This is a genomic window from Kitasatospora sp. MAP12-44, from assembly GCF_029892095.1.
Taxonomy (GTDB): domain Bacteria; phylum Actinomycetota; class Actinomycetes; order Streptomycetales; family Streptomycetaceae; genus Kitasatospora.
Genome location: NZ_JARZAE010000004.1, coordinates 6,200,144 through 6,213,115, shown reverse-complemented (window position 1 = coordinate 6,213,115; position 12,972 = coordinate 6,200,144). Strand labels below are relative to the sequence as shown.

General features: G+C 69.7%; 13 protein-coding genes and 1 pseudogene. 6 read left to right on the top strand and 8 right to left on the bottom strand.

Annotated elements, in window-relative coordinates; genetic code table 11:
- Nucleotides 1-24: 24 nt before the first annotated feature.
- Nucleotides 25-618 (top strand): helix-turn-helix domain-containing protein, encoded by a 594-nt coding sequence (locus tag P3T34_RS28495; protein ID WP_280668890.1) that lies wholly within the window; start codon nt 25-27, stop codon nt 616-618.
- Nucleotides 619-660: 42 nt separating this feature from the next.
- Here P3T34_RS28495 and P3T34_RS28490 read toward each other — a convergent pair whose 3' ends face one another.
- Nucleotides 661-981 carry a helix-turn-helix domain-containing protein gene (locus P3T34_RS28490; RefSeq protein WP_280668889.1) on the bottom strand — a complete coding sequence of 107 codons (321 nt, stop codon included), beginning with the start codon at nt 979-981 and terminating at the stop codon, nt 661-663.
- Nucleotides 982-1,123: 142 nt separating this feature from the next.
- Between P3T34_RS28490 and P3T34_RS28485 the strand changes: the two genes are divergently transcribed.
- Nucleotides 1,124-1,963, top strand: coding sequence for an NAD(P)H-binding protein (locus P3T34_RS28485; protein ID WP_280668888.1), 840 nt, complete (start codon nt 1,124-1,126; stop codon nt 1,961-1,963).
- Nucleotides 1,964-2,059: 96 nt separating this feature from the next.
- On the opposite strand, the gene P3T34_RS28480 is transcribed toward P3T34_RS28485, so the two are convergent.
- Nucleotides 2,060-3,310, bottom strand: coding sequence for a M24 family metallopeptidase (locus P3T34_RS28480; protein WP_280668887.1), 1,251 nt, complete (start codon nt 3,308-3,310; stop codon nt 2,060-2,062).
- A gap of 11 nt (nt 3,311-3,321) precedes the next feature.
- Entirely contained in the window at nt 3,322-4,356 is a 1,035-nt protein-coding gene (locus tag P3T34_RS28475) for an NAD-dependent epimerase/dehydratase family protein (RefSeq protein WP_280668886.1), read from the bottom strand.
- Nucleotides 4,357-4,455: 99 nt separating this feature from the next.
- Here P3T34_RS28475 and P3T34_RS28470 point away from each other — a divergent pair, with 99 nt between their 5' ends.
- Nucleotides 4,456-4,893: a MarR family transcriptional regulator gene (locus P3T34_RS28470; RefSeq protein WP_280668885.1), complete on the top strand. Its 438-nt coding sequence runs from the start codon at nt 4,456-4,458 to the stop codon at nt 4,891-4,893.
- A 202-nt stretch (nt 4,894-5,095) separates the two neighbouring features.
- Here the strand turns inward: P3T34_RS28470 and P3T34_RS28465 are convergent.
- A pseudogene (locus P3T34_RS28465) lies at nt 5,096-5,551 on the bottom strand (uracil-DNA glycosylase); the annotation flags it as partial.
- A gap of 35 nt (nt 5,552-5,586) precedes the next feature.
- Nucleotides 5,587-5,862 carry a hypothetical protein gene (locus P3T34_RS39985; RefSeq protein WP_348534704.1) on the bottom strand — a complete coding sequence of 92 codons (276 nt, stop codon included), beginning with the start codon at nt 5,860-5,862 and terminating at the stop codon, nt 5,587-5,589.
- A gap of 184 nt (nt 5,863-6,046) precedes the next feature.
- Between P3T34_RS39985 and P3T34_RS28460 the strand changes: the two genes are divergently transcribed.
- From P3T34_RS28460 to P3T34_RS28450, 3 genes are all read left to right on the top strand, one after another.
- On the top strand, nt 6,047-6,463 hold the full coding sequence (locus P3T34_RS28460; protein ID WP_280668884.1) for a hypothetical protein: 417 nt from the start codon (nt 6,047-6,049) through the stop codon (nt 6,461-6,463).
- A 173-nt stretch (nt 6,464-6,636) separates the two neighbouring features.
- Complete coding sequence (gene fxsT, locus P3T34_RS28455; RefSeq protein ID WP_280668882.1) at nt 6,637-9,108, top strand: FxSxx-COOH system tetratricopeptide repeat protein; 2,472 nt, start codon at nt 6,637-6,639, stop codon at nt 9,106-9,108.
- Nucleotides 9,109-9,287: 179 nt separating this feature from the next.
- A complete protein-coding gene (locus P3T34_RS28450; protein WP_348534761.1) occupies nt 9,288-10,121 on the top strand; it encodes a hypothetical protein in 834 nt (277 codons plus the stop codon).
- Between the two features lie 87 nt (nt 10,122-10,208).
- Here the strand turns inward: P3T34_RS28450 and P3T34_RS28445 are convergent, their stop codons facing one another.
- The 3 genes from P3T34_RS28445 to P3T34_RS28435 form a co-directional block, all read right to left on the bottom strand.
- Nucleotides 10,209-10,886, bottom strand: coding sequence for a uracil-DNA glycosylase (locus tag P3T34_RS28445; RefSeq protein WP_280668880.1), 678 nt, complete (start codon nt 10,884-10,886; stop codon nt 10,209-10,211).
- 36 nt (nt 10,887-10,922) lie between these two features.
- Nucleotides 10,923-12,014 carry an amidohydrolase family protein gene (locus P3T34_RS28440; RefSeq protein WP_280668879.1) on the bottom strand — a complete coding sequence of 364 codons (1,092 nt, stop codon included), beginning with the start codon at nt 12,012-12,014 and terminating at the stop codon, nt 10,923-10,925.
- A gap of 82 nt (nt 12,015-12,096) precedes the next feature.
- Nucleotides 12,097-12,939: an EamA family transporter gene (locus P3T34_RS28435; RefSeq protein ID WP_280668878.1), complete on the bottom strand. Its 843-nt coding sequence runs from the start codon at nt 12,937-12,939 to the stop codon at nt 12,097-12,099.
- Nucleotides 12,940-12,972 lie beyond the last annotated feature (33 nt).

The following is a 12,972-nucleotide window of genomic DNA, read 5'->3' as shown; positions in this document are numbered from 1 at the left end:
GGTGCCATCACTTAGGATGTCCGCATGGCCAGATGGGAACCGAACGCGCGTGAGCGCCTGGAGCGCGCCGCGCTGGCGCTGTTTTCCGAGCGCGGGTACGACGCCACCACCGTCAACGAGATCGCGGATCGCGCGGGACTGACCAAGAGCACGTTCTTCCGGCACTACGCCGACAAGCGAGAAGTGCTGTTCGGCGGGCAGGACGTGCTGGCACAACGCTTCAGCGACGCGATCGGGGCCGCCGCGCCTTCGGCGACGATCGCTGCCTGCCTCGTTGCGGCACTGGACTCCGCCGCCCCCGCGTTCACGCCAGAGCGTCACGACCTCGCCCTTCAGCGCCGGGCGATCATCGCTGACACCGGCGAACTGCGGGAACGGGAGCTCCTCAAGCGCTCCGGCCTCAGCTCCGCCATCGCCGACGCCCTGCGAGCACGCGGAGCCGACGACACCGCCGCGCGCCTGGCCTCCGAGGTGGGCGTCCTCGCCTTCAGTACCGCCTTCGCCCGCTGGGCGGAACCGGAGAACCGCCAGCCGTACACCGAGATCGCGCACACGGCGCTGCGGGAGTTGCAGGCCAGCGCGGCCGCCCTCGGATCGGAGACGGACAACCGGGCCTGAACTGGATTGCGGCCACGCACGGGTGAGCTCCGGGTTCGATTCCTATCCCGCGTTGCGCGGCGGGAGCCGCCGGGTAATCCGGTCGAACAGCTCCGCCAGCGGTTCGCCGACGTCCCGGCCGAACTCGGTCAGCCCGTAGGTGACCTGGGGCGGCGTCGTCGGCTCGACCTCCCGCCAGAGCAGGCCGTCCTGGAGCAGCGCGCGCAGGGTCTGGGCGAGCATCTTCTCGCTGATGCCGTGGATGCTCTCGCGCAGCTCGTAGAACCGGAGGTCGTTGCTCTGCAAGGAGATCAACACCCAGATGCCCCACCGGCTGGTCACGTGGTCGACCACGTCGCGCGCGGGGCAGTCGGTGTGAAACACGTCATACCGCTTCTCCGCCTCGGCCCGTGTGTGCTGCGCGCTTCCCGTCACGTGATGAGCTTACCTAAAGGTATGTCCTTACCAATTGTTAGCCCGGCTCCTACCGTGAAGGCCACAGAGGACATCGGACAAGGAGCTGTACATGATCGTGGTGACCGGGGCTACCGGGAATGTGGGCCGTCCGTTGACGCGGGCGTTGGCCGAGGCGGGCCAGCAGGTGACGGCGGTGTCCCGGCACCCGGCGGCGGTGCCGGACGGCGTCCGCCACGTGGTGGCCGACCTGGCCGAGCCGGCCGGCCTTGAGCCCGCACTGACCGGAGCGGAAGCGCTGTTCCTGCTGCTGTCCGGCGACCTGCACGCCGCCGGAGCCAGCCCGGCCGACATCATCGGCCAAGCCGCGACCAGCGGGGTCCGCCGGGTCGTCCTGCTCTCCACGCAGGGCGTGGCGACCAGGCCCTTTGGCGCAACGCGGATCGCGATGCGCGCACTGGAGGACGTGCTGCGTCAATCCGGCCTGGAGTGGGCCGTCCTGCGGCCGGGCGGCTTCGCCTCCAACGCCCTGTGGTGGGCCGAGTCCGTCCGCGCGCAGCGGGTCGTCGCCGCGCCCTTCGGCGACGTCGGGGTGCCGATCATCGATCCGGCGGACATCGCCGAGGTCGCGGCGGCCTGCCTGCTGGAGGACCGGCACACCGGCGGCGTGTACGAGTTGACCGGCCCGGAAGTGATCACCCCGCGCCAGCAGGCACAGGCCATCGCCGCCGCGCTGGGCTCGCCAGTGCGGTTCCACGACCTCACCCGCGACGAGGCCAAGGCCGCCATGGCCCAGAGCATGCCGGCGGAGCTCGCCGAGGACACCCTGGCCATCCTCGGTTCCCCGAACCCGGCCGAACTGCGCGTCAGCCCGGATGTCCAGCGGATCCTCGGCCGCGCCCCGCGCCCGTTCGCCGACTGGGCCGCGCGCAATATCGCCGCGTTCCGCTGAACGAGCCCGCATCCGCCAGCCCGGCGTGATCTGCCCCGGCAGGTTGGGTCCCGATGCTGCGTCCCGATGCTGCGGTTGAGGTTCGAGCCGGTGGCGCTATGCGGCCCGCAGCAGTTTCGCGGTCAGTGGGTTGAGCTCGACCGGCTCGTCTCCGCCGACGAGAACCGTCCCGCCGAGGGTGACCATGTGGTCGCCGATTCCGCAGCTCGGTTCGAAGGCGAAGGACATCCCGGGCTCAAGGGTCAGGTCAGCCAACGTCGCCGGCCGTGGGGCCGCTATCGGGTACAGGTCGCCGCCTTCGGCCTGGATGGGTCCCCCGGGGATGCGGCTGAAGGCGCCATAGGGGTTCAGCCCGTGGAGCTGAGGGCCACGGAACCAGGCGCCGACTGCCTCGGCGGGCGCCAGCATGGCCTCGGAGACTTCCCCGAAGGTCGCGCCCGCGCGAAGCGTCGCCAGGCCGGCGGCGTAGCACTCGCTCGCGATCCGGGCGACGTGCTCGATCGTCTGGTGGACCTCGCCGACGGCGATGGCGGCTTGGTGCTGCGTTTGACGGCCGCCGAAATTGCTGAAGATCTCGGTGGCGATGAGGTCGCCTTCCCGCAGGATGCGCGGTGGTTGCGGCCGGTAGCCCCACGCGGGTTGTCCGGATGCCGATGGTGCCGGGCCCGAGCAGAAGTGCAGGTGGGGCGCGAGTGTGCCGTGCCGGTACGCGGTGGCCATGGCCGCGGCGAACACGTCGGCCTCGGACACGCCCGGTGCGGCCGTGGCCACCATGGCCTCTGCCATCGCATCACCGACGCGGGCGGCATGACGCACCACGGCGATCTCTTCGTCGCTCAGCGGCATCATCAGGCGGGCGAACGCGTGCCCGACATTGCGGAAATCGGCGCCGGGCAGCTGGTGCAACACGGTGTCCCAGAACGGGTACGGGATTCGCCCTTCGGGATGCGCGGGAAGGTAGGGGTCAAGGCCCATGACCCCGATGGATCCGTTGCCGATCCCCAGGTCCTTCAAGGCCTGGACGAGCTGATGGGACTGCCGGCCCAGACGCAAGTCGTCCGCGGCGAGCCACAGTTCGTCGCCTCGCTGCACTGCCTCTCGATGGTCGAAGAGAAACGTCGGGATCGGCACGAGCGCTGTGGGTGTCCGGTCGCGGGGAAAGACAAGGAGGACGCCCGGTCGATCATTGGTGAACCAGCTGTCGAAGGCGAAGGGTGCAGGTCCTGCGTCTCCTTCGCCGAAGACGACCAATCCGTCGAGACCCTCCGCTGCCATGAAGCTGCGAGCCAGGTTCCAGCGCCTGCCCCGCTCGGTCAGCGAGTAGCCGGGAACGGAAGTGCGTTGCACCGGTGGGAACATCATGCTGTCTGGCCCTCTCGTGATTGGGCGAGGAGCGCGGTGGCGGTGTCGATGATCGTCTGCTCGGTGGGGCGGGGATGCCAGCCGAGCTGGGTGCGTGCCTTGCCGCTGTCGACGAGCCTGATACGGCCGAGCTCGGGTCGCAGCATCGCCAGCTGCGGGTTGCGCCGCGCGAGCAGTTTGACGATGAGGTCGGGCATGGTGCGCACGGGCACCTTGGCGGCTTCGTCCGGGAGCTTCTCGCGCAGGATGCGGGCGATGTCCCGGTACCACAGGAAGGTGCCCGAACCGAGGAAGCGCTGGCCCGCGGCGGCCGGGCTCGTCATGGCGAGGATGTGAAGCTCGGCGATATCGCGCACGTCGACGACGTTCCAGCCGATGTTCGGCACGGCGGGGAGCTTGCCGGCGAGCAGGCGGCGGATGACCTCGACCGTTCCCGGCCTGCTCGTTGTGCCCAGCATCGGGCCCTGCATGAACGTCGGGAGGACGGCGGTCAGTTCGAGCCCGGTCGCGGCGGCGAGATCCCAAGCGTCGCGCTCGGCAAGGATCTTGGAATCGGGGTACGCGCGAAGCGGGGTGCCGGACGGCTCGGTCCATGCCGTCTCGGTCGCGGGCGTGTCCAGGTCGCCGGTGTCGGCCGTGACGCCGGACGAGGTGAACACGGCACGCCTGACCCCGGCACGCGCGGCGGCACCCAGGACGCGGCGGGTGCCCTCACGTGCGGTGGTGATGAGGTCCACGCCCGAGCCGAAGGGCATCGGCGAGGCGGTGTGCAGCACGTAGTCGGCACCCGCGGTCGCCTCGGCCCAGCCGTCGTCGCCGAGAAGGTCGGCAGCCGCGAACTCGATGGTCCCGGCCGCCTGCCCGCCTGCCTGCTCACTCACGGCGTCGCGCACCTGCTGCGCCTTGTCGAGGCTGCGCACGGTGGTGCGCACCCGGTAGCCGCGCTGGAGCAGGCCCGCGATCACCCAGCCGGCCAGGTAGCCGGTTCCGCCCGTGACGAGCACCGTCTCGCCGTCGTGACTGTCGACCATCTGCTCCTCCAATATCATTGAGTTTCTCATTGATATTGGGAGCGTATCATGGCGGCATGACTGTGGGTAGTGACTGTGGGTAGTGACATGGAGGCAGCGGTGGCTCACCGTGCGGACGTCGAGCGGAAGGCCGAGATCGTCCGTGTTCTGGTGGAGGTGGGAAACGCCGCGGACGGGGTTGTGGCCCAGGTGCTCGGCGAGTTCGGGGTCCCGACCTCCGTCGCCGGCACGCTGTGGGCGCTTGCCCCGGGAACCGAGCCGCCGACGATGCGGGAGGTGGCAGCCCGCCTGCACTGCGACCCTTCCACGGTGAGCCTCGCCGCCGACAAACTCCAGAGCATGGGACTCGTCGCCCGTCAGCCTCACCCCGCCGACGGCCGCAAGCGCACCCTGGTCCTCACCGAACAAGGACACGAGCTGTGGGAGGCGCTCAGAACGCGGCTGCACGCCTCCGGCCTGTTCGCCGGCCTCGATCCGCAGGAACAGGACACCCTGCTCGCGCTGCTGACGAAAATGCGCAACCCGCAACGCCCATAGCGCGAAGCTGACCGAAGTACAGCCCGTCGCCCAGGACCGCGACCGGGAACGCCGCCTGCGGGAGGCCACCGCCCAACTCCTGGAGCAGGCAGGCACGGCCGCTTGAACGCTCCGCTCCATACTCCGCACTCCGCACTCCGCCGTTGCCGGCGACGCATGGGCGCGCGAGGACGGACCTTGGACACTGGCCCGAAGTTCAGCGTTACGGGAGACGCCAATCCACCGGCTGCGCGCCCTGCTTGACCAGCAGGTCGTTGGCACGGCTGAACGGGCGGGAGCCGAAGAAGCCGCGATCGGCGGACATCGGGCTCGGGTGCGCCGATTCGATCGCCGGCACCTGGCCGAGCAGCGGACGCAGGTTGCGGGCGTCGCGGCCCCAGAGGATCGCCACCAGCGGGGTCCCGCGGGCCACCAGGGCGCGGATGGCCTGCTCGGTGACCTCCTCCCAGCCCTTGCCGCGGTGCGCCGCGGGCTTGCCGGGCGCGGTGGTCAGCGCGCGGTTGAGCAGCAGCACGCCCTGCCCGGTCCACGGCGTCAAGTCCCCGTTGCTGGGCGGCGGGTAGCCGAGATCCTGACCGTACTCGCGGTAGATGTTGATCAGGCTGCCCGGGATCGGCCGGACCTCGGGGGCGACCGAGAAGCTCAGCCCCACCGCATGCGCGGATAACGGATCCGATAGCGGCGCCTTCTGGCTCACCGCCCCCTTAAGCGGGTAGTTGGCGTGGCGGTCGGCTTCGGGGCGCCGAACCAGCGGGCGAGAGAGAGTCGCAAGGCCTCCGGCGCGGCGGAGGCCCAGCAGACGCAGCCGTCCGGGCGGATGAGCATCGGCGCGGCGGAGGCCCACCAGCCGACGCGGCCCACCCGGTCCAGCCAGGGCGTGGCGGCCTCAGCGCAGGAGTCGTCCGGGTCGAGCACGACGCCGCGTCCAGAGCACAGCAGTTCGTGCAGGCGGGCCGGGCCAAGGTCCATGTCCGGGGCGGGGCGGGGCGACCGACAACGAGTGCGGGTCGCCGTCCTTGACCTGGATCGCCGGGACCAGCAAGGGATGCGGTCTCCCCCATCGAGATGTTCTGCATCTTCAGTGACTGAGCATCAGATCTCTCGGCTATGTTGACGCTAGTAGAACGCTCACCACGTGGATCAAGGAGCGGCCATGTCATCCGAGTTGGTGCAGCTGGCGGAGCAGGCAGGGCCCTACCTGAGCGCGGCAGCCAGTGCGTACGGTACTGCGGTGTTCACGCGGGCCCAGGATGCGGCGGCGGACGCGACAGCGAACCTTGGACAGCGAATCCTGCAGGCGGTATGGCGGCGCCGCGGGCGTCCCGACCAGGCGGCCCTGGCGGTCGCCGTCGGCGATGCCAAGGCCGAGCCGGGCAGCGTCGAAGCCGCTGCCTACCTGCGCCTTCAAATCGAGCGTGCTCTGCGGGAGGACGACGGTCTGCGCGCGGAGATCGTTGCCATGCTGCCGAGCGTTCCGCAGGTCACCGTCACGGCGACCGGCGAGCGAGGCATAGCGGCCCATCAGATTGGGACCGTGATCAATGGTGACAACAACTCAATCCAGCGGTGAGCGCACCTGACAGCTCAGCGGAGCGGGAGCGGATCGTTGCCGAGGGCGAGCGGGGGGTAGCGGCGCATTCCATCGGTGTGGTCATCAACGGTGACCTGCTTCTTCCGCCCAACGAAAATCGGTCCGCTCCTGAGACGGCGCAAGCCACTGGTCTTGGGCCTCAGTACTGGTCAGTGCCACAACGGAACCCGCTGTTCACCGGCCGAACCAGGACCTTGGAGATCCTGCACGCGAAGCTCGCTGAAGGCACGACTGCGCTGCTTGCACTGCCGCAGACGCTGTACGGACTTGGTGGTGTCGGCAAGACGCAGTTGGCCTTGGAGTACGCGCACCGGTACAAGTCGGAGTACGACCTGGTGTGGTGGATCGACGCCGAGCAACCGGAGACGACGGTCCGGTCGCTCGGCGAACTTGCCAGGAGCCTGAACCTCAAGGTCAGCGATGACCTTCACCAATTGGCTGAAGCCGCTCGCGACGCACTCCGCCGGGGAGTCCCGACCGCGAGATGGCTGCTGATCTTCGACAACGCGGACGACCCTGTCGCGGTCCGACGCCACTTCCCGGACGGCCCCGGCCACATTCTGGTCAGCTCCCGCACCCAGAACTGGTCTGCTCTGGCCGATGTGCTGAGTGTTGACGTGTTCGACCGGGCTGAGAGCATCGAGCACCTGTGCCGACGGGTCCGCGGTCTGTCCCGAAATGACGCTGACCAGGTTGCCGACGCCGTTGGCGACCTCCCCCTAGCTGTCGCGGTAGCCTCCGCCTGGCTTGACACAACCGGGATGCCGGCAATCACCTATGTCAACCACCTGCGCGGTGAGACCACCAAGGTCCTCGCTGCTGGGGGCGCGCCGGCGGACTATCCGACCTCGGTCGGCGCCACGTGGCGCGTTTCCATCGCGCGGCTGCGCGAGCAGTCCCCGGCTGCGGCGCGGCTTCTGCAGCTCTGCGCGTTCTTCGCACCCGAGCCGATCTCGATGAGGCTCTTCTACGGCGGCCAGTTGAGCCATGCCCTGCGGATGTACGACCCAGGCTTTGAGGGCGACATCATGCTAGGCACTGCGATCCAGGCGATCGGCCGGTACGCCTTGGCGAAGGTCGACAGCAGCAGCAACAGCTTCCAGGTGCACCGACTGGTACAGGCCGTCGTCCGCTCGGAGATGACTTCTGAGGAGCAGCATGACGCCACCCACGAGGTGCACCGGATCCTCGTCAGAGCCCGCCCGGACATCGGGGGCACCGACGATCCGGCCAACTGGCCCGCCTTCGAGGAGATCTGGCCCCACCTGACGCCGTCCCGAGCACACGACTGCGAAGAGCCAGGCACCCGCCAGCTGATGATCGACCGGGTCCAGTACCTGTGGAGGCGCAGCGAGTACCCCCAGGCTCGCCGCACCGGCCACCTGCTGGACGAGGCCTGGACCGCCAAGCTCGGCGAGGACGACCGGCAGACCCTGCTGGTGCGCTTCCAGCTCGCCAACGTGATCCGCTCCCAGGGCCAGTACGCCACCGCCATGGAACTGGACGAGGACACCTTGGAGCGCCAGCGCCGGGTGCTCGGCGAGCAGCACCCCTCCACCCTGATGACCGCCAGCTCGCTGAGCGCCGCCCGCCGGGCGCTCGGCGAGTTCGCCAAGGCGCTGGAACTGGACCAGGAGATCCTGGAGAGGTTCCGCGAGCAGTTCGGCGAGGACAACCCGCGCACCCTGTCGATCGCCAACAACCTGGCCATCGACTACCGGCTGGTCGGCGACAGCGCGGCCGCCCTGGAACTCGACCAGGACACCCTGGACCGGCGCGCCCTGGTGCTCGGCCCCAAGCACCCCTACACCCTCTCCAGCAAGTCCAACCTCGCCCGCGACCTGCGCGAACAGGGCGACTACGAGCAGTCGGTGGCGATCCACCAGGAAGTCGACGAGGCCTACGCCGAGACCCTCGACATCGACGTGCCGGAGGTCCTGCGCAACGCCACGGCGCTGGCCGTGGCACTGCGCAAGGCCGGCCGGCAGGCGGAGGGCCGCCGTCTCACCAAGGAGACCTACGAGCGCTACCTGGAACGGTACGGCGAGAACGCCCCCGACACCCTGGCCTGCGCCGTCAACCTCGCCGCCGACTACAGCGCCGCCGGCGACAACGACGCGGCCCGCGACCTGGCCCGCCAGCTCTATGTCGGCCACCAGCAACTCTTCGGCAGCAACCACCCGTTCACCCTGGCCTGCGCCAACAACCTCGGCATATACCTACGCAAGGTCGGAGAGATTGGTGAGGCAGCTCGGCAAGGCGAACACGCCGTTGCCGAGCTGCGGCAGGCTCTTGGCTCCGACCACCCCTTTACCCTTGGCGCCGTTGTCAACTTGGCTAACGCATACGCTGTGCAGGGGGAGTTGGACAGAGCCGTTGAGTTGGGGCGGGCAGCATACGCGGGGCTTTGCCAGCGTTACAGCCCCAACCACCCAGACGCCATCGCCAGCCAGGTAAACCTTGCCATCACTCTCCGCGACTCAGGGCACAACGAGCAGGGCATCGAACTGCGTGCCCGGGCAGTGGAGGAATCCGTCCGCCAGCTGGGCGAGCTGCACTCCTACACCGTCGCAGCACGAGAATGGAAGCGAATCGACCTAGATCTCGAACCGCAGCCAACGTAGAGCAGGCTGTCAGCGCTACCGACCCCCGACCAGTTGGCCGCGGCGGGGATCTTCAGCGGGAAACGCGCAGCCTGGATAGTCAAGGTGCGATCGTCCGTTCCACCAGTGGGCGGCGGCACGAGGCAGGAGTCAGAGCTGACGGTTCTGCGAGATGCAGTAGCGCGGCGTGGTTGGATCTGATGCTGGAAGCTCGCGGCAAGGGAGGGCATTTGACGCGGCAGGACCTGGCCGATGCACTGGATGCGGAGATACTCAGAAGACTCCTTCCCGTGACGGCAGTTGCGGCGCTGAACGACTGGCTGACCGGGACACGGGCTCGTTACGCCGTCGGCGTCGGAGCCCACACAGTCGAGTACGCGCCTGCACATTGGACAGAGGTAGACCCATGGCCGCCCTCGTTTGGCAGCCGGACGAGTAAGGCCGCCGCGGCCGTCAGCCGGAGCCAGGTCGTCTCAGCCGTCCAGGAGGCCACCACGCGTGGTGCTTGGCCAGAGGCCTTGACCGCCTCCTACATCTGGGGTCAAGGGCGGACAGGATACGGCCCTCACCGGCTGACGGAGATCCTCGCTCAACCCCGAGTCTCCACCTCCCTTGAGGAGGCGGCAAAGACCCTGCAGGAGAAGGGCGCCGTCGCCGCGTACCGCTTCCTGGACGGAGCTGGCGCTGTGAAAGGACTGGGACCCGCGTTCTTTACCAAGTACCTCTACTTCCTCAACCTCACGATGAGCGCACCGGCTGGTCCCGAAGCCCTGATCCTGGACCAACGCGTGGCCCGTACGCTCCGCGCTCACGCCACCCAGGTTGCGCAAAGCATCTGCCTGCCATCCAGCGCGGAGCTCGCGGCCTGGATTTGGTCCGACAGAGGGTGGACCGCTCACCGATACGACGTCTACCTGGACTGGATGGCCGCTGCGTCGAAGCAGCTCGAAGTGGTTGTCACCGAGTGGCCAACCTCAGCACCCGACATGCTCGAGCTGGCCCTCTTCAACGGTGCATGGGACCCACTTGAGTGACTGCCCGTATCCAGAACCAGCTGGCCATCGCTCCTGAACTGAGTTTCCCCCGACCGTCGTTCCCGCCCTATCGGTGTGGGCGTGCCGCTAGGGCAGACGCCAGTCAACTGGCTGGCTGCCCTGCTTGACCAGCATATCGTTGGCGCGGCTGAACGGGCGGGAGCCGAAGAACCCGCGGTCGGCCGACATCGGGCTCGGGTGCGCCGACTCGATCGCCGGCACCTGGCCGAGCAGCGGACGCAGGTTGCGGGCGTCGCGGCCCCAGAGGATCGCCACCAGCGGGGTCCCGCGGGCCACCAGGGCGCGGATGGCCTGCTCGGTGACCTCCTCCCAGCCCTTGCCGCGGTGCGCCGCGGGCTTGCCGGGCGCGGTGGTCAGCGCGCGGTTGAGCAGCAGCACGCCCTGCCCGGTCCACGGCGTCAAGTCCCCGTTGCTGGGCGGCGGGTAGCCGAGATCCTGACCGTACTCGCGGTAGATGTTGATCAGGCTGCCCGGGATCGGCCGGACCTCGGGGGCGACCGAGAAGCTCAGCCCCACCGCATGTCCGGGCGTCGGATACGGGTCCTGGCCCATGATCAGCACCCGGACGTCGTCGAACGGCTGCTGGAACGCCCGCAGCACGTTGGGCCCGGACGGCAGGTACGTCCTCCCGGCGGCAAGCTCACCGCGCAGGAAGTCACCCATGGCGGCAACCCGCCCGGCCACCGGCTCAAGGGCCTTGGCCCAGCCGGGTTCAACAATCTCGTGCAGCGGACGCGGTGCCATGCCCACCACCCTATCGGCCCAGTGTGGACCCGGTGTTCAGCCGGTCGGGCGGCCGCGGAGGACCACCAGCCGCGGGTCCGCCAGGACGCGGACGTCGGCGCGCGGGTCCTCGGCGTAGACCACCAGGTCGGCTGACGCGCCCTCGGTCAGGCCGTCCCGGCCCAGCCACTGGCGAGCGGACCAACTGGCCGCCGAGAGTGCGGCGGTGGGCGGCAGGCCGGCCTTGACGAGTTCGGCGACCTCCTGGGCGACCAGGCCGTGGGCGAGCGAGCCGCCCGCGTCCGTCCCGACGAAGATCGGCACGCCGGCCTGGTACGCGGCGCCCACGGTGTCGTAGCGGCGCTCGTGCAGCCGTCGCATGTGGGCCGACCAGGCGGGGAACTTGGACTCGCCGCCGGCCGCCAGGTCCGGGAAGGTCGCGATGTTCACCAGGGTCGGCACGATCGCCACGCCGCGCTCGGCGAACTGCGGGATCAGCTCCTCGGTCAGACCGGTGGCGTGCTCGACGCAGTCGATCCCGGCGGCCAGCAGGTCGGGCAGCGACTCGGCGGCGAAGCAGTGCGCGGTGACCCGCGCGCCCTCGGCGTGGGCGGCGGCGATCGCGGCCTTCAGCGCGTCGGCGGGCCAGCAGGCGGCCAGGTCACCCCGGTCGCGGTCGATCCAGTCGCCGACCAGCTTGACCCAGCCGTCGCCGCGCCGGGCCTCCTGGACCACGTACTCGGCCAGCACCTCGGGCTCGATCTCGTGCGCGTAGTTGCGGATGTAGCGGCGGGTGCGGGCGATGTGGCGGCCGGCCCGGATGATCCGCGGCAGGTCCTCGCGGTCGTCGATCCAGCGGGTGTCGGCGGCCGAGCCGGCGTCGCGGATCAGCAGCGTGCCGGTGTCGCGGTCGGTGAGCGCCTGCTTCTCGCTGGTCGCCTCGTCCACCGCGCCGTGCGCGTCCAGGCCGACGTGGCAGTGCGCGTCCACCAGGCCGGGCAGCACCCAGCCGCTGACCGTCCGGACGTCCCGCGCGCCGGCCGGCCGGTCGTACGCCACCCGGCCGTCCACCACCCAGAGTTCGTCCCGGACGTCCTCGGGGCCGACCAGCACCCGACCCTTGATGTGCAGCACCGCGCCATCGCTCATGGCCCCGACTCTACGACCCGCGCCAGGCGGTCGTCAGCCGGGTACGACGGTGACCAGCGACGCCGACGATCAGCGGCACGGCTTACATGCTCACCAGCACGATGCCGCCGGTGACGATCACCGCGCAGACGATCCGGTGGCGGCCCATCGCCTCCTTGAAGAAGAGCGCCCCGATCCCGGCGGCCAGGATGATGCTGGTCTCGCGCAGCGCCTCGACCCGGGCGACGGCGCCCAGCGAGAGGGCGGCCAGCATCAGGACGTAGGAGAGCAGCGCGGCGAGGCCGCCGAGCAGGCCGGTGCGCCAGTCGGTGCGCAGGTAGTCCAGGACGCGGCGGCGTCGGACGGCCGCCGTGATCAGTGGCATCGGGACGCTCTCGACCAGGAACAGGTAGACGGTGTAGCTCAGCAGCCCGGCGCCGGTGTGCAGGCCCGCGGCATCGGAGGCCGTGTAGCCGGCCACGCACAGGCCCGCGACGAGCGCGTAGGCGATGGGCAGCGGCCGGAAGCCGGCCCGGCCGCCCGCCAGCACCAGGCTGCTGATGCCCGCGGAGATCACCACAACTCCCGTCCAGGCCAAGGCGGTCAGCGACTGGTGCAGCACCAGCACGGAGAGCGCGGCGACGGCCAGTGGGGAGATGCCGCGGATGATCGGGTACATCTGGCCGAAGTCGCCGAGCTGGTAGGCCCGGACCAGGCAGAGCCGGAAGACGGTGTTGAGCACCAGCGAGAGGCCGATGAAGGTCCAGGCGGCGCCGGAGGGCGGCAGGACGAACGGTGCGGCGGCCGCGCAGATCACCAGCGCCGTCGCGTCGACCACCCCGACGGCGGTCAGGCGGTCGGCGCCGGACTTGACCGCCGCGTTCCAGGAGGCGTGCATCAGGGCCGAGGTCAGCGCGAGGACAGTTGCGAGCAGTGAGCTGGACACGAGCGCTGACGCTACACGAATTCGAACGAATAT